Annotated in this window: 11 protein-coding genes and 1 CRISPR repeat array; of the genes, 6 read left to right on the forward strand and 5 right to left on the reverse strand. The window is 62.6% G+C overall.

Features of this window, described 5'->3' with window-relative positions; translation table 11 throughout:
- The first annotated feature begins 3 nt into the window (after positions 1 to 3).
- From cas4 to RFER_RS19850, 4 genes are all read left to right on the forward strand, one after another.
- Positions 4 to 642: a CRISPR-associated protein Cas4 gene (gene cas4, locus RFER_RS19835; RefSeq protein WP_011466168.1), complete on the forward strand. Its 639-nt coding sequence runs from the start codon at positions 4 to 6 to the stop codon at positions 640 to 642.
- Positions 643 to 654: 12 nt separating this feature from the next.
- Positions 655 to 1683 (forward strand): type I-C CRISPR-associated endonuclease Cas1c, encoded by a 1029-nt coding sequence (gene cas1c, locus RFER_RS19840; RefSeq protein ID WP_011466169.1) that lies wholly within the window; start codon positions 655 to 657, stop codon positions 1681 to 1683.
- Positions 1684 to 1692: 9 nt separating this feature from the next.
- On the forward strand, positions 1693 to 1983 hold the full coding sequence (gene cas2 / locus RFER_RS19845; RefSeq protein ID WP_011466170.1) for a CRISPR-associated endonuclease Cas2: 291 nt from the start codon (positions 1693 to 1695) through the stop codon (positions 1981 to 1983).
- Between the two features lie 225 nt (positions 1984 to 2208).
- A CRISPR array of direct repeats spans positions 2209 to 7836; the repeat unit is 37 nt; unit sequence GGATCGCCCGGCATTCATGTCGGGCGCGGATTGAAAC.
- Between the two features lie 189 nt (positions 7837 to 8025).
- The gene (locus RFER_RS19850; protein WP_011466174.1) at positions 8026 to 8424 is read left to right on the forward strand and encodes a rhodanese-like domain-containing protein; all 399 of its coding nucleotides are present in this window, start codon (positions 8026 to 8028) and stop codon (positions 8422 to 8424) included.
- A gap of 41 nt (positions 8425 to 8465) precedes the next feature.
- Here RFER_RS19850 and RFER_RS19855 read toward each other — a convergent pair whose 3' ends face one another.
- The 4 genes from RFER_RS19855 to RFER_RS19870 are packed head-to-tail and all read right to left on the reverse strand — an operon-like array spanning position 8466 to position 12086.
- A complete protein-coding gene (locus RFER_RS19855) occupies positions 8466 to 9170 on the reverse strand; it encodes an ABC-type transport auxiliary lipoprotein family protein (protein ID WP_011466175.1) in 705 nt (234 codons plus the stop codon).
- Positions 9167 to 10132 carry an MlaD family protein gene (locus tag RFER_RS19860; RefSeq protein ID WP_011466176.1) on the reverse strand — a complete coding sequence of 322 codons (966 nt, stop codon included), beginning with the start codon at positions 10130 to 10132 and terminating at the stop codon, positions 9167 to 9169. Before RFER_RS19860 ends, RFER_RS19855 begins: the two co-directional genes overlap by 4 nt.
- Before the next feature lie 11 nt (positions 10133 to 10143).
- Positions 10144 to 10959: an ABC transporter ATP-binding protein gene (locus tag RFER_RS19865; protein WP_011466177.1), complete on the reverse strand. Its 816-nt coding sequence runs from the start codon at positions 10957 to 10959 to the stop codon at positions 10144 to 10146.
- Positions 10956 to 12086, reverse strand: coding sequence for an MlaE family ABC transporter permease (locus RFER_RS19870; RefSeq protein ID WP_011466178.1), 1131 nt, complete (start codon positions 12084 to 12086; stop codon positions 10956 to 10958). The genes RFER_RS19865 and RFER_RS19870 overlap by 4 nt, the downstream gene beginning before the upstream one ends.
- Positions 12087 to 12257: 171 nt before the next feature.
- Between RFER_RS19870 and RFER_RS19875 the strand changes: the two genes are divergently transcribed.
- Positions 12258 to 13967, forward strand: a complete 1710-nt coding sequence (locus RFER_RS19875; RefSeq protein WP_011466179.1) for a GMC family oxidoreductase — start codon at positions 12258 to 12260, stop codon at positions 13965 to 13967.
- A 255-nt stretch (positions 13968 to 14222) separates the two neighbouring features.
- Complete coding sequence (locus RFER_RS19880; protein WP_011466180.1) at positions 14223 to 14981, forward strand: TSUP family transporter; 759 nt, start codon at positions 14223 to 14225, stop codon at positions 14979 to 14981.
- Positions 14982 to 15003: 22 nt separating this feature from the next.
- Here RFER_RS19880 and mrdA read toward each other — a convergent pair whose 3' ends face one another.
- A complete protein-coding gene (gene mrdA / locus RFER_RS19885) occupies positions 15004 to 17025 on the reverse strand; it encodes a penicillin-binding protein 2 (protein WP_011466181.1) in 2022 nt (673 codons plus the stop codon).
- Positions 17026 to 17028: the final 3 nt, after the last annotated feature.

Raw genomic sequence — 17028 nt, forward strand, 5'->3', positions numbered from 1 at the left:
TTTGTGGACGAGCCTGAAAAGATCCCCCTGTCTGCACTGCAGCACTGGCGTTATTGCCCGCGCCAGTGCGGCCTGATTCACCTGGAGCAGGTGTTTGACGACAACGTCCACACCCTGCGTGGCCAGGCGGTGCATGCCAAGGTAGACCAGCCCGGCGTCGAAACGGCCAAAGGCGTTCGCGTGGAGCGCGCTTTGCCTCTGTGGCATGACGAGTTGGGTCTGGTGGGCAAGTCAGACGTTGTGGAATTTTTGGCTGGCGGCGTGCCCTACCCGGTGGAATACAAACATGGCAGTCGCAACAAGGCCGCTGACATTGCCGCATGTGACGATTTGCAGTTGGCAGCCCAAGGCATGTGCCTGCAAGCCATGACGGGCAAGACTGTGAACGAGGGCGCCCTCTACTACGCCACTTCCAAACGTCGGCGCGTGGTCGCTATCACTGAACAATTGCGCGCTGACGTGGCGCAAACTGCTGACGCCATCCGCCAAATGCTGGCCAGCGGTGAGCTGCCCCCGCCCCTAGTGGGCGAGCAGGCGACCAAGCGCTGCAAAGCTTGTTCGCTGCTGGAGCGCTGCCAGCCGCAGGCCACACACGCGGGGCTGATCGCCGCTCGGTCTGCGCTGTTTGACCCCGATGCCTAAGTCTGGATACCCATGCAACTCCTCAACACCCTCTACGTCACCACGGCGGACACTTATCTGCGTCTGGACAACGACACCCTGCGCGTGGAGGTGGAGCAAGAAACCAGGCTACGTGTGCCACTGCACCACTTGAGCGCAGTGGTGTGTTTCGGTCACACGGGTTTGTCGGCACCGCTCATGCACCGCCTGGCTGAAGGCGGCATTGCGCTGGTGTTGCTGGATGACAATGGGCGTTTCAAAGCAAGGTTAGAGGGCGCAGTCACAGGCAATGTTCTGCTGCGCCAAGCTCAGTTTGGGCGTGTGGCAGACCCCGCGTTTACGCTGGACATGGCACGCGCCTGTGTGGCGGGCAAGATCAAAAACACCCGGCAGGTGTTGCAACGCGGTGCCCGCGAAGCCAAGTCAGAAGACGAAGCCCAGGTATTAACCCGCCTGGCCGACGACCTGGCTGCCAGTTTGCGCGCGCTCACCGAGGCCACCAGTCTGGACGTCTTGCGGGGCATAGAGGGTGAGGCCGCGCGGCAGTATTTCATTGGCCTCAATTTGCTGGTGCGCCCTGAGTCGCGCGCGGTCTTCCAGATGGATGGGCGCACGCGTCGCCCGCCGCGTGACCGCTTCAATGCCATGTTGTCATTCTTGTATTCCATGTGGATGAACGACTGCCGTAGCGCGCTGGAGGCAGCCGGGCTGGACCCGCAAGTGGGTTTTTTGCATGCCTTGCGACCGGGCCGCGCTGCACTGGCGCTGGATTTGATGGAAGAGTTTCGCCCCTGGGCTGATCGCTTGGCCCTGACGCTCATCAACCGAGGTCAGTTGACTGCTGATGATTTTGTTTTGCGTGAAGGCGGTGGCGTGTTACTGGAGCCGGATGCGCGCAAGGCGGTGGTGGTGGCGTATCAAGAACGCAAGCGCGACGAGATCAATCACCCGCTGCTGGCGCAGTCTGTCCCCTTGGGCCTGGTGCCGCTGGTGCAGGCACGCTTGATGGCGCGCGCTTTGCGCGATGACGGTGCACCGTATGTGCCGTTTGTGGCCAAGTAGGATTGAGCCATGCTGGTACTAGTTTGCTACGACGTGAGTACCGAAACCAGGGCCGGACGGCGGCGCTTGCGAAGGGTTGCCAAAGTTTGCGAAAGTACCGGGCAGCGGGTACAGAAATCGGTTTTTGAGTGCCAGTTGGACGTTGCTCAATTTGAAGCACTTGAGCGGGAATTGCTCGCAGAGATCGACGCGCAGCAAGACTGCTTGCGCCTGTACCGCATACCCGGTACCCGCGGGTTTGAAGTTCTTGAGCACGGCGCCTTCAAGGCGGTGGATTTTGATGGGCCGCTGGTGCTTTGATTGCGCCCCGAAGTGCTCGCAGACGCATGGCCTGTGGTAAGGTCAATACCGCGAACCCCAAGTGGTTGACTTCTCCCTACAGGGTTCGCGCGCTACGCAAGCCATTGATTCAAATGATTTTCCAGAATCTCTCCACGTAAATCCACGGGGTTAGTCTTGTGGAGCAACGAGGTTCGCGCGAATGCACCAAAAATGCCTTTGCTTACAAGCCTTTGGCCGCGAAGCGGATCGCCCGGCATTCATGTCGGGCGCGGATTGAAACGAGAAAACCGGGCGCCTGGGTTTTGACGGCCCCGCGGATCGCCCGGCATTCATGTCGGGCGCGGATTGAAACTCGCTCGAAGGTATTGACACGACGCTGACCACGAGGATCGCCCGGCATTCATGTCGGGCGCGGATTGAAACTAGCGTAATCGAGCTAGATGCTGGAATACTTAAGGATCGCCCGGCATTCATGTCGGGCGCGGATTGAAACAAGTTCATCTACCTTATGTCAGATCGCCCAGATGGGGGATCGCCCGGCATTCATGTCGGGCGCGGATTGAAACCGATCGTTGGCCCCCTGCTGGCACCAGAGGCGGCGGATCGCCCGGCATTCATGTCGGGCGCGGATTGAAACGGTGCGGTCAAGATCGGGCAGCGTGACCCAGTCGGGGATCGCCCGGCATTCATGTCGGGCGCGGATTGAAACTCCCCCTTATCAACGCTTCGCGGCGCGACCTGGCGGGATCGCCCGGCATTCATGTCGGGCGCGGATTGAAACAAGTCTGATCTATCCCGCCTGGCGCGTGCATTCCCGGATCGCCCGGCATTCATGTCGGGCGCGGATTGAAACAATGCGACGGTGTTTGGCGACACCATCTATCTGGGGATCGCCCGGCATTCATGTCGGGCGCGGATTGAAACAGTCAATATCTTGTCGGTCACCGCCAGTTCGATAGGGATCGCCCGGCATTCATGTCGGGCGCGGATTGAAACGACTTCGCCGTCAACTCTGGTATCTCGACCGCAAGGATCGCCCGGCATTCATGTCGGGCGCGGATTGAAACACTCCGCGGAATGCTTTGCGGAGCACGAAGCCTCGGATCGCCCGGCATTCATGTCGGGCGCGGATTGAAACTGGAAACTCGCCCAGCTCGGCGACAAGCCCTTGCGGGATCGCCCGGCATTCATGTCGGGCGCGGATTGAAACCTTACTTAAAGAACTCTCGGAGAATTCCATGAATGGGATCGCCCGGCATTCATGTCGGGCGCGGATTGAAACGCCGTGCTGGTGTGATCCAGACCAGTGAAGAGGCGGGATCGCCCGGCATTCATGTCGGGCGCGGATTGAAACACTTCCAGCGCCAGAGCCAGCCAGCCATACGGGTGGATCGCCCGGCATTCATGTCGGGCGCGGATTGAAACCCGGTGGTGCGCCCGCGCAAGGTGTATGACCTGAGGATCGCCCGGCATTCATGTCGGGCGCGGATTGAAACAATCGTCGCGCTGCCCGTTGGCTTACGGTCGGAGCGGATCGCCCGGCATTCATGTCGGGCGCGGATTGAAACAGCACTGCCGGGCGTGTGGCCCGCGTCGCATAACGGATCGCCCGGCATTCATGTCGGGCGCGGATTGAAACAGATGAAAAAACACTGAAACGATTTTGGTCGAAAGGGATCGCCCGGCATTCATGTCGGGCGCGGATTGAAACTGTTTGACTATCCCGAAGCCGACACGCGCATGCTGGGATCGCCCGGCATTCATGTCGGGCGCGGATTGAAACAGCGTGGTGTAAATCACAGCACGGCAAAACTCTCGGATCGCCCGGCATTCATGTCGGGCGCGGATTGAAACATGCACATGGCGGCGGTGGGTCTTGTCACGCCTCGGATCGCCCGGCATTCATGTCGGGCGCGGATTGAAACACCTTGGATTGCATGTAGGTCTGCACCTGATGCCCGGATCGCCCGGCATTCATGTCGGGCGCGGATTGAAACAGCGGCTTTCCTACCGCAGCCAATAACGGCAGCTTGGATCGCCCGGCATTCATGTCGGGCGCGGATTGAAACATCGTCAAGGTGCCTGTGAGCCTGTTCCTGACAGGGATCGCCCGGCATTCATGTCGGGCGCGGATTGAAACCTTGTAGATGTCCAAGGGTGTCTTGCACGCGGGGGGATCGCCCGGCATTCATGTCGGGCGCGGATTGAAACGCACCGACTCGCGGCATTGTGCAAAAGGCACTCGGTGGATCGCCCGGCATTCATGTCGGGCGCGGATTGAAACAACTCAGGTGCAGACCGTCAAACAACTGGTGCAGGATCGCCCGGCATTCATGTCGGGCGCGGATTGAAACTACCAGGTTCCCGGCATGGATGCGCTATTGAGTTGGATCGCCCGGCATTCATGTCGGGCGCGGATTGAAACAAGCCACCAGTTGCGGCTGCTGACCGGCGTCAGGGATCGCCCGGCATTCATGTCGGGCGCGGATTGAAACGTGCAGATCGCCGCGCCGGTGGATTTTGCGATCGGATCGCCCGGCATTCATGTCGGGCGCGGATTGAAACTCCCCCTTATCAACGCTTCGCGGCGCGACCTGGCGGGATCGCCCGGCATTCATGTCGGGCGCGGATTGAAACTAGTCTCAACTGGTAATTGCGCCCCGTCATGGCTCGGATCGCCCGGCATTCATGTCGGGCGCGGATTGAAACACAAAGGCGGCTACGCCCGTGTTGACGATTTGCAGGATCGCCCGGCATTCATGTCGGGCGCGGATTGAAACCCCTTAGATAAACTGTGATCGGTAGGCGTGCATTGCGGATCGCCCGGCATTCATGTCGGGCGCGGATTGAAACCTTTTGCGCAAGGGTCTGGACCATGGCAATGGTGGGATCGCCCGGCATTCATGTCGGGCGCGGATTGAAACAAGTCGGCGGATGAGGCTGGCATGGACCTGGACGCGGATCGCCCGGCATTCATGTCGGGCGCGGATTGAAACAAAGCACGCTAGCCAACTCGGTGCATGTTGATCGGGATCGCCCGGCATTCATGTCGGGCGCGGATTGAAACGCTCTTTTTCTTGATGGTGTTTCCCATGACTGAATCGGATCGCCCGGCATTCATGTCGGGCGCGGATTGAAACACCCATCCCGCCCCACCACCAAGCGGTGAGCGGGCGGATCGCCCGGCATTCATGTCGGGCGCGGATTGAAACTTTTTTCGCCTTGCGTACAAGTCCCCGGCGGGCGGGGATCGCCCGGCATTCATGTCGGGCGCGGATTGAAACATCGTAACCCACCGTTCCTGCGCCAGGTGCCGCCAGGATCGCCCGGCATTCATGTCGGGCGCGGATTGAAACACATGCACCCTCTTTTCGTCCATGCGCTCCAGGAGGATCGCCCGGCATTCATGTCGGGCGCGGATTGAAACGGCAACAGTGGCTTGCAGCAGATCCAGGGTGAACGGATCGCCCGGCATTCATGTCGGGCGCGGATTGAAACAAGGCGGCTTTGCAGCAGGCCGAGGATCAGGCGACGGATCGCCCGGCATTCATGTCGGGCGCGGATTGAAACACAGTTGCGGGGTGTCCTGCCACTGCGCCTTGATCGGATCGCCCGGCATTCATGTCGGGCGCGGATTGAAACAACGTTGACATTGCCGAGCAACTCAAGACGCAGAGGATCGCCCGGCATTCATGTCGGGCGCGGATTGAAACGATACAGCCAGCCGCAACGGAGAGCCATTTGAAGGGATCGCCCGGCATTCATGTCGGGCGCGGATTGAAACTTGGATGGCGTCACCCGCGCGCCAAAGATGAAATGGATCGCCCGGCATTCATGTCGGGCGCGGATTGAAACGCACAAGACCCGCTGATCAAGATTGCGCACCTGAGGATCGCCCGGCATTCATGTCGGGCGCGGATTGAAACCATATAGACGGTGTAGGTGTCGGCGGCGGCGCCGGGGATCGCCCGGCATTCATGTCGGGCGCGGATTGAAACACCATGGGTTTGTCGGGCGGCATCAGCTATGACCAGGATCGCCCGGCATTCATGTCGGGCGCGGATTGAAACGCGCAATGGAAGATGCGATCCAGCCTGGGTGCCGGGATCGCCCGGCATTCATGTCGGGCGCGGATTGAAACAACATCAGGGCGGCTTGTCTCTACGCCGGGAGAGAGGATCGCCCGGCATTCATGTCGGGCGCGGATTGAAACAATGTGTCTTTCACCATCAAGGCCGACCTGCAGGAGGATCGCCCGGCATTCATGTCGGGCGCGGATTGAAACTCCGATGCCATCGGAATGAACGGAAATCCCTCGGGGGATCGCCCGGCATTCATGTCGGGCGCGGATTGAAACCCGTGTGCTGTGCCACGCTGGACACTGATACCGCGGATCGCCCGGCATTCATGTCGGGCGCGGATTGAAACTTTTCCAACTTGGTGTGCGGCCGCGCCATGTTGCGGATCGCCCGGCATTCATGTCGGGCGCGGATTGAAACAGTCGTTTCCATATTGGTCCTTAGAAGTCGATGGGGATCGCCCGGCATTCATGTCGGGCGCGGATTGAAACGCTGACCCGGTGGACGCTGGCAAGATGGACGAGGTGGGATCGCCCGGCATTCATGTCGGGCGCGGATTGAAACGCTGACCCGGTGGACGCTGGCAAGATGGACGAGGTGGGATCGCCCGGCATTCATGTCGGGCGCGGATTGAAACGTGCGCATCACGGGATTGGCACGCGGCAACCATGGGGATCGCCCGGCATTCATGTCGGGCGCGGATTGAAACCAGCTTGTGATTTGCCCGGTGCCAGCAGGCGCATAGGATCGCCCGGCATTCATGTCGGGCGCGGATTGAAACAGCAGCGATCAGGTTGATATAAGCCTGGTCGTAGCTGGATCGCCCGGCATTCATGTCGGGCGCGGATTGAAACTTCGGTCAGAATCACCAAGCCGGCAGCCTTGGCAATGGATCGCCCGGCATTCATGTCGGGCGCGGATTGAAACACCAACCGCGGCGCCTGGGCGGCCATAACGCTGTGGATCGCCCGGCATTCATGTCGGGCGCGGATTGAAACTTCACCAGGCCATCCCCCGTGGGTAGTGTCTTGGGGGATCGCCCGGCATTCATGTCGGGCGCGGATTGAAACAAAAATAACAAAGGATAGCTATGTCGGATGGTCTTGGATCGCCCGGCATTCATGTCGGGCGCGGATTGAAACATTTCACCCCTGCCTGAGTGAGAGGAAAGCACATGGGATCGCCCGGCATTCATGTCGGGCGCGGATTGAAACAAGCTGGGGGTGGGCAACGATGCAACCCCTGATTTGGATCGCCCGGCATTCATGTCGGGCGCGGATTGAAACGAACCCTAAGCTCGCCGAACAGATCCTGGCGGGCGGGATCGCCCGGCATTCATGTCGGGCGCGGATTGAAACAGAACCTGGTACACCGTGGCGGGGCCGTTGCTGGGGATCGCCCGGCATTCATGTCGGGCGCGGATTGAAACAAACGCTCGGCCAGCGCTATCTTGCGCATGCACTTGGATCGCCCGGCATTCATGTCGGGCGCGGATTGAAACCTTTGCCTGTAATAGCCTTCTTTAGCGCGGTAGGAGGGATCGCCCGGCATTCATGTCGGGCGCGGATTGAAACCTTGACCCATAGCTGGTCGCCGGGCTGGCCGTAGGGGGATCGCCCGGCATTCATGTCGGGCGCGGATTGAAACACCGGCAATGGCCAGCTGATTCCGGCGCTGGACGCCGGATCGCCCGGCGTTCATGTCGGGCGCGGATTGAAACGTCACTGTCCCCTTGGTGAGGCAGTTTCGCCGTGGGGATCGCCCGGCATTCATGTCGGGCGCGGATTGAAACGTGAAAATCATGACCCGGCGCTCGATGATGGCGCGGATTGAAACGTGAAAATCATGACCCGGCGCTCGATGATGGCGCGGATTGAAACACGCCGTTGTCTTGAGTTATATCCCTGCAGGTTCAGGTCAAGACTATGTCTTGCTATGCTTGCGCCCTTTGCAGTCATTCCCAAAGCCCAAAGGAACCCTGATGAAACCAACTTTAGGCAAGTCCCTGCTGGCGAGCGCCTTGCTGGCGCTGGCCGCTGCCGCCAGCGCAGGTCTGCCGGCCGTCAATGTCAAACAAGCCGCCGCGCTGCAAAGCAGCGGTGCACTGCTGCTCGACGTGCGCGAAGCCGATGAATACGCGCAGGGTCATGCGCCCGGCAGCACGCTGATCCCGCTGGGCCAGCTGGCGCAACGGCTGAAAGAAATCGCGCCCTTCAAGAACCAGCGGGTGGTGCTGATTTGCCGCTCCGGCCGGCGCTCGGCGCAGGCCACCGCGCTGCTTGAGACGGCAGGCTTCAGCGCTGCCTCCAACATTGAGGGCGGCATGCTGGCCTGGCAACAAGCCGGTTTGCCGGTGCTCACGGGTGCCGCTTCGCGCTAAGCCGCTGCGGACCCGCAGCTAGCCGCGGGCGCCCTTGCGCCCTAATGACCCAACTGCTGCAACCACTGTGCCAACTCCTGCGCCGCCGCGTCGGTGGCAAGCCGCAGGGCCTGCACACCGCCGACAGCATCGGCGCTGGGGGCCGGACGCTGTACCACGATGATGCGCTGCGCCAGCAAGCCTGCCCCGCTGGGGCTGGCCTGCGTGAGCGTGGCGCGCAGGCGCAGCAGGCCCACGCTTGAGCCGGGCGCCTCAAACAGTTGGCTGAATTCTTCCAACTCCAGGCGCAGGGTGATCGGGGTCACGCCGGCCAACGCGCCCGGCGTTGACAGCCTGGCCGCGCTGACGACGGCGCCCGGCTCCAGCAGCGCGCGGTCTTGCCCCAGCTGCTCACGCAGACGCTGGCGCACCAACTGGGCCGGCGGCATGCTCCAGCGCGCCTGCGCGTAGGGCCGCAGTTGCTGCGCGTTGGTATAAGCCAGCCGGTACAGCACGGCGCTGCCGTCGAGCGCGCTGCTGGCCTGCACCTCGTCCAGGACCAGCGGCGCCAGGGCGGACGCTGCGACCTGACCCGCCTGGGGCGCTGGCGCGCTGCTCAGACGGCCGGGCCCAAAGTCATACACCGCCGGGCGCGCCGTGGGGCGCGTCAGTGCACAGCCGGTGAGCGCCAAAAAAACCACAAGAAATAGGGCTCTAGCCTCCGTGGAATAAGCGCGAGAAGCTATTGAATGTGTAGCGTTTTTCATGGTTGACCTGGGGTTGCAGCAAAGCCGGGTTCGCCCGGGCCGGGCGCCACCGGCCCATTGCCCAAGAGCAGGGACTGCGGGTTGTCGCTGACGTTGGCGGCCGCCCGCCCGACCTGGCGCGTCATGCGGGCGGTGTCGCCCAGCGCATGATTGAGGTGCGGCAGCGTCAAGGTATTGAGGGTTTGGGCGCTGGCAGCCAGCGTGCCGGCCCCCTGGCTGAGCTGGTCGAGCGTGCCGCCGGGCCGGTTCATGCGCTCGGTGACGGTTCTGAAGGCGCGGGCCGAGGCGCGGGCCTCGTCGGCGCTGTCGCCGACCCGAACCGACGTGGCCTGCATGATTTTGAGCGTGGCGGTGGTGTCTTTCACCAGGGGGTCCAGCAATTGCCCGGTGCGGTCTGAAAACTGCTGCAGGCCGCGCGCCGCCTGACCGATGTTGTCGATCGCGCCGATCACGGTCTTTTGGTTGTCGTCGCCCAGCAGCTTGTTGACGCGCTGCGTGGTTTCGTCCAGTTGCCCCAGGATGCGCAGGCCGCGCTCGGACAGTTCGGCCAACAGGCCGGGGCGCATCGGAATGCGCGCCGGCGGCTGCACGTCGGCGCGCAGCGCGACTTTGGAGCTGCCGCTGTCGTCGAGCTGGATGAAAGCCAGCCCGGTGACGCCCTGAAAACCCAGGGTGGCAAAGGTGGACTGGGTGATCGGCGCCTTGTCATCCACGGCGATGCGGATCAGCACGTTGCCGGGCTGGAGCGGATCAAAGCCAATGGCGCTGACCTTGCCCACGTTCACGCCTTTGAAGCGCACCGTGGCTTGCGGCTGCAAGCCGGTCACAGCCTGTGCGCTGGAGAGTTCATAGATCCGCTGCGACTGCGTGTCACGGGTCAGCCAGAGCGCCAGGGCGACCAGCAAGGCCAGCAGCACCAGCACAAAGGCGCCAGCGGCCAGGGCATGTGATTTGTTTTCCATAAGTCGGTGTTTTACTCGGTAACCGGGGCTTGACGCAACACGGCCGCAGCCCGCTGGCCGCGCGCGCCCAGAAAGAAGTCGTGAATAAACGGATGATCATGCGCCATCACCTCCGTCGGCGTGCCGCAGGCAATGATGCGTTTTTCAGCCACCACGGCAATGCGGGTGCTGAGCTCGAACAGGGTGTCCAGGTCGTGCGTCACCATCACCACCGTCAGCCCGAGCTCACGGTGCAGCGAGCGCAGCAGCGCGACAAAGCCGTCGGCACTGTCGGGGTCCAGACCGGAGGTGGGCTCGTCGAGCAGCAACAGCGGCGGGTCCATCACCAGCGCGCGCGCCAGCGCCACCCGCTTGACCATGCCGCCCGACAGGTCCGCTGGCATCTTGTGCGCCTGCGCCGGCTCCAGACCAACCATCTGCAGCTTGACCATCGCGACGTCGCGAATCAGCGCCGCCGGGAAGGTGCCGAGTTCGCGCAGCGCGAAACCGATGTTCTCCAGCACCGTGAAGGCCGAAAACAAGGCGCCATGCTGGAACAACATGCCGACGCGGCTGGCCGCGCCCTCGGAGCCGAGTTGCGCCGCCGGTTGATCCAGCACCGTGACGCTGCCACGGGCGGGCCGCTCCAGCCCCAGTATCTGGCGCAGCAGCACGGTCTTGCCGCTGCCGGAGCCGCCGACAATGCTCATGAACTCACCGGCGACGATGCGCAGGTTCAGGTCCTGGTGCACCACGGCGTCGCGACCGGCGGTATGGAACACCGACCAAAGTTGGTCGATCTCGACCACGGCCGGGGCGGCTGCGGCAACTGGCCCGCTGGCGCTCATATGCCGATGTCCTTGAACACCAGCGCAAACACCGCGTCGACCAGAATCACCATGGCAATCGAGGTCACCACCGAGGCGGTGGTGCCCTGGCCCAGGCTCTCGGTGTTGGGCTTGACGCGCAAGCCGTAGTGGCAGCCGATCAGGGCGATGAGCAGGCCAAACACGACCGATTTACCCATCGCCAGTGTCAGGTTGGAGACTTCGACCGCGCGCGGCAAGGCGGCAAAAAAATACGCAGGCGTCACGCCCATGGTCAGGTCGGCGGCCAGCATGCCGCCGAGCAGGGCCGCCAGCGAGGTCCAGACCGTGAGCAGCGGCATCGCCAGCGCCATGGCGATGGCGCGCGGCAACACCAGCCGGTAGCCTTTGGCAATGCCCATCACGCGCATGGCATCCAACTCTTCGGTGACCCGCATCACGCCAATTTGCGCCGTGATGGTCGAGCCCGAGCGCCCGGCAATCAAAATGGCCGCCAGCACCGGCCCGAGCTCGCGGATCACCGACAAGCCCAAAATATTGACAATGAAGCTGTCGGCGCCAAACTGGCGCAGCTGCAGCGACATCAAATACGCCAGCACCACACCAATCAAAAAACCCAGCAGCGCGGTAATGGGCAGCGCGGTGGCGCCGATGCTGAACAGGTGGCCCGACACATCGCGCCAGGGCCCCTTGGCGGGCGCACGCAGCAGTCGCAGGGTGTCAAGCAGCAGCTGGCCCAGCAGCCGGGTTGCATCCCTGAGATGGTCAATCAGCAGCCAGACCAGGGCGCCGAGCGCCAGAAACAGTTGCCAGGCGCTGGTGCGCCGCGCCACCGGCGGCGGCAACGCGTACTGTTCGACGCGGCTCAACATGGCGCGCTGCGCGGGCTCGATCAAAAGTTGACGGGGCCATTGGCGGCCCCAGGCGTTCCACAACACCTGGGCACCGGTGTGATCCAGCCGCTGCAGGTCGCGCAGATCCCAGCTGACCTCAAGCGCCGCGCCCGCCGCACCCAAGGCCAGGCCGGACTGCAAGCTGGCCCAGTTGGCCGGTTCGGCCAGGCGCGCGGCCGACCAATCCCCCGACAGCCGCCAGCCAGTGCCAGCGGGCGCGCCGATGCGCTCGATACGGGGGGCCTCTGGCGTCATGGCGACTCAGAAAGACAGTGATAAACGGGAGCCATGCAGGGATCGTAACGCCAAGCGCTGACGCTGCGCGACGGGATGGGCGCCGCGCTTGCTGCAAAATAGCCTCATGCCCACCGCGCCAGCCCGCGCGCCGGGGCCAGATCGCGCTTTTTACCTTAACCTGGGGCCCGCATGAACACCACTTTTGACTACATCATCGTCGGCGCCGGCACCGCAGGCTGCCTGCTGGCCAACCGGCTTTCCAAGGACCCGGCCAAGCGCGTGCTGCTGATCGAGGCCGGCGGCAAGGACGACTACCCCTGGATTCATATCCCGGTGGGCTACCTGCATTGCATTGGCAACCCGCGCACCGACTGGCTGTTTCAGACCGAGCCCGAGACGGGTCTCAATGGCCGCGCCTTGCGCTACCCGCGCGGCAAGACGCTGGGCGGCTGCAGCAGCATCAACGGCATGATTTACATGCGCGGCCAGGCGCACAACTATGACCAGTGGGCGAGCCTCACGGGTGACCCGGCCTGGTCCTGGCAAAACAGCTTGAGCGACTTCATGGCGCACGAGAGTCACTACAAATTGGATAGCTACTCAAGTCCTGTGGACGGGGGCCAGAGCGCTAAAAAGCTTGAGGATTTCAAGAACTTCCATGGCGCAAACGGCGAGTGGCGGGTCGAAAAACAACGCCTGCGCTGGGACATCCTGGACGCCTTTGCCCAGGCCGCGCAGCAGGCCGGCATCGCGCCGACCGAGGACTTCAACGCCGGGTCCAACGAGGGTGTCGGTTACTTTGAGGTTAATCAGAAAAAGGGCTGGCGCTGGAGCACGGCGAAGGCTTTTTTGCGTCCCACCTGCATGAATCGGCCCAATTTTGAACTCTGGACCTCGGCGCAAGTGGTCAAGCTGCAACTGCAAACCCAGCTTGATGGCAGCCTGCGCTGCAGCGGTGTGCAGGTGTGGATGGGCGGCGAGATGGTCAACGCCACGGCGACCGGCGAGGTCATCCTGAGTGCCGGCAGCATCGGCTCGCCGCAGATTTTGCAGCTCTCGGGCATTGGCCCGGCCGCGCTCTTGCAGCGGCATGGCATTGCGGTGCAGGTGGACGCGCCGGGAGTGGGCGCGAACTTGCAGGATCACTTGCAGATTCGCACCGTGTTCAAGGTGACGGGCGTCAAAACCCTCAACACACAGGCCAACTCGCTGTGGGGCAAGGCCATGATCGGCCTGGAGTACGCGCTCAAGCGCAGTGGCCCGATGAGCATGGCGCCGAGCCAGTTGGGCGCCTTTACCCGCAGCGATGCCAGCCAGCCCTACCCCAACATCGAGTACCACGTGCAGCCGCTCAGCCTGGACGCTTTTGGCGAGCCGCTGCACCACTTCAACGCCTTCACCGCCAGCGTGTGCAACCTGCAGCCCAGCAGCCGCGGCACGGTGCAGATCCAGAGCCCCCGCTTTGATGCGGCGCCGGCGATTGCGCCGCACTACCTGAGCACCGAGGCCGACCGCCAGGTGGCGGCGGATTCACTTCGCCTGACGCGCGCCATCGTGGCGCAGCCGGCGCTGGCCAAGTACCAGCCGCAAGAGTTCAAGCCGGGCGTTCAGTTTCAGACCGACGAGGAACTGGCGCGCCTGGCCGGCGATATTGCCACCACCATTTTTCACCCGGTCGGCACCACCAAAATGGGGGCGGCCGACGACCCGCTGGCGGTGCTGGATTCACACTTGCGGGTGCGTGGCGGGAATGGCGGCCTGGTGGCGGGCTTGCGCGTGGTCGACGCTGGCGTGATGCCGGTCATCACCAGCGGCAACACCAACTCACCCACTTTGATGATTGCGGAAAAGGCGGCGCGCTGGATAATTGAGGATTCAACCCGCCGGAGAGAAGGGTAAATCCGAACAGGGTAAGTCCTGATGCGTCAATCACAACCCCCGCTTACAGTCGAGTCAATCACCAGCAGGCATCCATGCCCGCTGTCCGTGAAAGGCCCAGGAGACAAACCCGCAAAGGGTTGATAAAAATGAAAAAGCACCGGTGATCCCGGTGCTTTTTTTATACAAAATTGGCCTCTAGCCCCCGTTTTCATTGCCTATATAGCTATTAATAATGTAGCAATCAACAGCTGCACCTGATGCGACAATGTGCCGATGGAATTGTTCGTTGTCTCGCTCGCCTCGCTGCTGGCCGGTTTTGTGGATTCAATTGTGGGCGGCGGTGGCCTGATTCTGGTGCCGGCCCTGTTTGTCACCTTCCCCAACACCCATCCAGCCACCCTGTTTGGCACCGGCAAAGGCGCGTCGGTCTGGGGCACGGGCTTTGCCACCTGGCAATTCAGCCGCCGGGTCGAGATGCGCTGGGCCGCGCTGCTGCCCGCCGCCGCCGCCGGTTTTATCGCGGCCTTCGCCGGCGCCTGGCTGGTGACCGTGGTATCGCCTGATTTTTTGCGCAGGCTGCTGCCCGGCGTGTTGCTGGCGGTGCTGATCTACACGGTGCTCAGAAAAGAGCTGGGGCGCACCCATGCGCCGCTGTTCTCGGGCGGCAAAGAGGCATGTCTGGCGGCGTCCATCGGTGCCGTGATCGGTTTTTACGACGGGTTTTTTGGCCCCGGCGCCGGCAGTTTTCTGGTCTTTTTGTTTGTGCGCGTGATGGGCTACGATTTTCTGAGCGCCTCGGCCGCCGCCAAGCTGATCAACACCGCCACCAACACGGCGGCGCTGATTCTGTTCGTCGCCAAGGGCCATATCTGGTGGCACTTTGTGCTCGCCATGGCGCTGGCCAACGTGGCGGGCAGCCTGCTCGGCACGCGCCTGGCACTCAAGCACGGCACCGGCTTTGTGCGCGCATTCTTCATCGTGGTCGTGAGCGCGCTGATCCTGAAAACCGGCTATGACGCCTTCTTGCGCTGAGAACAAGGCGCAAGAAAGTCTCTTAACGGCCAGGTGATGCCGCACTCGCCGTTTTTGCCGGCGCGCTGGCGGCGCTAGCCGGTGCCACAGGCGCCACCGGTGCACCCGGCGGCCAGGGCAGCTCTGCCACCGTGCGCGGTTTGCCAATCGGTGCCGGTGCCATGCCTTTTTTCACCGCCTCAATGTCTTCCAGGCTCGGGTACTGGTTGAGCAGCCAGTAATCAATCACCCGGCGCGCAATCGGGGCCGAGTATTTGGCGCCAAATCCGGCGTTTTCCACGATGATGGCCAGGGCAATTTTGGGGTCTTCAGCCGGCGCGAAGGCGGTGAACAGGGCGTGGTCGCGAAAGCGCTCCTCCATCTTGGAGGCGACGTACTTTTCGTTGGCCTTGATCTGCACCACCTGCGCCGTGCCGGTCTTGCCGCCGCTGGTGTAGGGCGCGCCGCGGAAGCTGGCCGATGAGGTGCCCTCCAGGTTCACCCCGACCATGGCGTGCTTGATGACCGCAATGTTGGCCGCTTTGGCGATCACTTCACCCACCGATTCGTGCTCGGTGGTGGTCGGCGCGTGCGTGATGATGTCCATCACCTCTTTCACCAGGTGCGGCTTCATCTTGACACCATTGTTGGCCAGCGTGCCGACCGCCGAGGCCAATTGCAGCATGGTGAAGTTGTTGTAGCCCTGGCCGATGCCCAGCGAGATGGTTTCACCGGCGTACCACTTTTGCTGTTCCGGCTTTTTGTAGGCTTTGCGCTTCCAGGCCGTGGATGGCAGCAGGCCGCGCACCTCGCCGAAAATGTCAATGCCGGTCAACTCACCAAAACCGAAGCGCTGCAACTGGTCGTGGATGGTGTCCACCCCCAGGTCGTTAGCCAGCATGTAGTAATAGGTGTCGCACGACGCCACGATCGAGTGGTACATGTCGACATTGCCGTGGCCACCCTCTTTGTCGTCGCGAAAGCGATGCCCGCCAAACATGAAGTAGCCGGGGTCGAAGATGGTCTGCTCGGGCGTGCGTTTGCCGGTCTCCAGCGCTGCCAACGCCATGAAGGGCTTGTAGGTGGAACCGGGCGGGTAGGTGCCGCGCAACGCGCGGTTCAGCAACGGCTTGTCGATGGACTCGTTGAGCGCTTGCCAGCTTTCCTGGTCAATGCCTTCGACAAACAGATTCGGGTCAAAAGTGGGCTTGCTGACAAAGGCCAGTATTTCACCGGTCTTGGGGTCCAGCGCCACCAGCGCGCCGCGGCGTTCGCCAAACAGCTCTTCCACCATGTGTTGCAGCTTGATGTCAAGCGCCAGCTTGACGGTGTTGCCAGGGGTGGCCGGGTTGCTGGCGAGTCGGCGCATGGCGCGCCCGCCGGCCGAGGTCTCCATCGAGTCGACACCGGTGATGCCGTGCAACTGGGCCTCAAAGCTCTGCTCCACACCGAGCTTGCCGATGTAATCGGTACCCCGGTAGTTGGCGGCATCGTCGGAGTCGTCGAGCTTTTCCTTTTCGGTCTGGTTGATGCGCCCGATGTAGCCGATGACGTGGCTGGCCAGCTCGCCATAGGGGTAGCTGCGAAACAGCCGGGCCTTGATCTCGACACCCGGAAAACGATAGTGCTGCCCCGCAAATTTGGCGACCTCTTCATCACTCAGGCGGGTGCGCAGCGGCAGCGACTCAAAACTCTTGGACTCTTCACGCAGCTTCTTGAAACGACGCCGGTCACGCTGCGATATCTCGACCACCTGCGACAGGGCGTCGATCGTCTGCTCCAGATCGGTCACTTTGGAGGGGGTCACTTCCAGCGTGTAGGCCGAGTAGTTGCTGGCCAGCACAATGCCGTTGCGGTCGAGGATCAGGCCCCGGTTCGGCACCACCGGCACAATCGCGGTGCGGTTGCTTTCGGCCTGCTCCAGCAGGTCGTCGTGGCGCACCACCTGCAGGTACACCAGCCGCGACAGCACCAGCAAAAAGCACACCACGACCGCGATGCCGGCCACCAGCACCCGCGCCCGAAAGCGCGACAGATCCGCCTCGACGTTGCGCAGTTCGGTCATAGG

Origin of the sequence: Rhodoferax ferrireducens T118 (assembly GCF_000013605.1) — a bacterium.
In the GTDB taxonomy this organism is placed as follows: domain Bacteria; phylum Pseudomonadota; class Gammaproteobacteria; order Burkholderiales; family Burkholderiaceae_C; genus Rhodoferax; species Rhodoferax ferrireducens.

Excerpts from the sequence above, each read along its gene's own strand:
- RFER_RS19870 (WP_011466178.1), bottom strand. The coding sequence starts at position 12,086 with ATGACGCCAGAGGCCCCCCGTATCGAGCGCATCGGCGCGCCCGCTGGC.
- mrdA (WP_011466181.1), bottom strand. The coding sequence starts at position 17,025 with ATGACCGAACTGCGCAACGTCGAGGCGGATCTGTCGCGCTTTCGGGCG.
- cas1c (WP_011466169.1), top strand. The coding sequence starts at position 655 with ATGCAACTCCTCAACACCCTCTACGTCACCACGGCGGACACTTATCTG.
- RFER_RS19880 (WP_011466180.1), top strand. The coding sequence starts at position 14,223 with ATGGAATTGTTCGTTGTCTCGCTCGCCTCGCTGCTGGCCGGTTTTGTG.
- RFER_RS19850 (WP_011466174.1), top strand. The coding sequence starts at position 8,026 with ATGAAACCAACTTTAGGCAAGTCCCTGCTGGCGAGCGCCTTGCTGGCG.
- RFER_RS19875 (WP_011466179.1), top strand. The coding sequence starts at position 12,258 with ATGAACACCACTTTTGACTACATCATCGTCGGCGCCGGCACCGCAGGC.
- RFER_RS19860 (WP_011466176.1), bottom strand. The coding sequence starts at position 10,132 with ATGGAAAACAAATCACATGCCCTGGCCGCTGGCGCCTTTGTGCTGGTG.
- cas2 (WP_011466170.1), top strand. The coding sequence starts at position 1,693 with ATGCTGGTACTAGTTTGCTACGACGTGAGTACCGAAACCAGGGCCGGA.
- RFER_RS19855 (WP_011466175.1), bottom strand. The coding sequence starts at position 9,170 with ATGAAAAACGCTACACATTCAATAGCTTCTCGCGCTTATTCCACGGAG.
- RFER_RS19865 (WP_011466177.1), bottom strand. The coding sequence starts at position 10,959 with ATGAGCGCCAGCGGGCCAGTTGCCGCAGCCGCCCCGGCCGTGGTCGAG.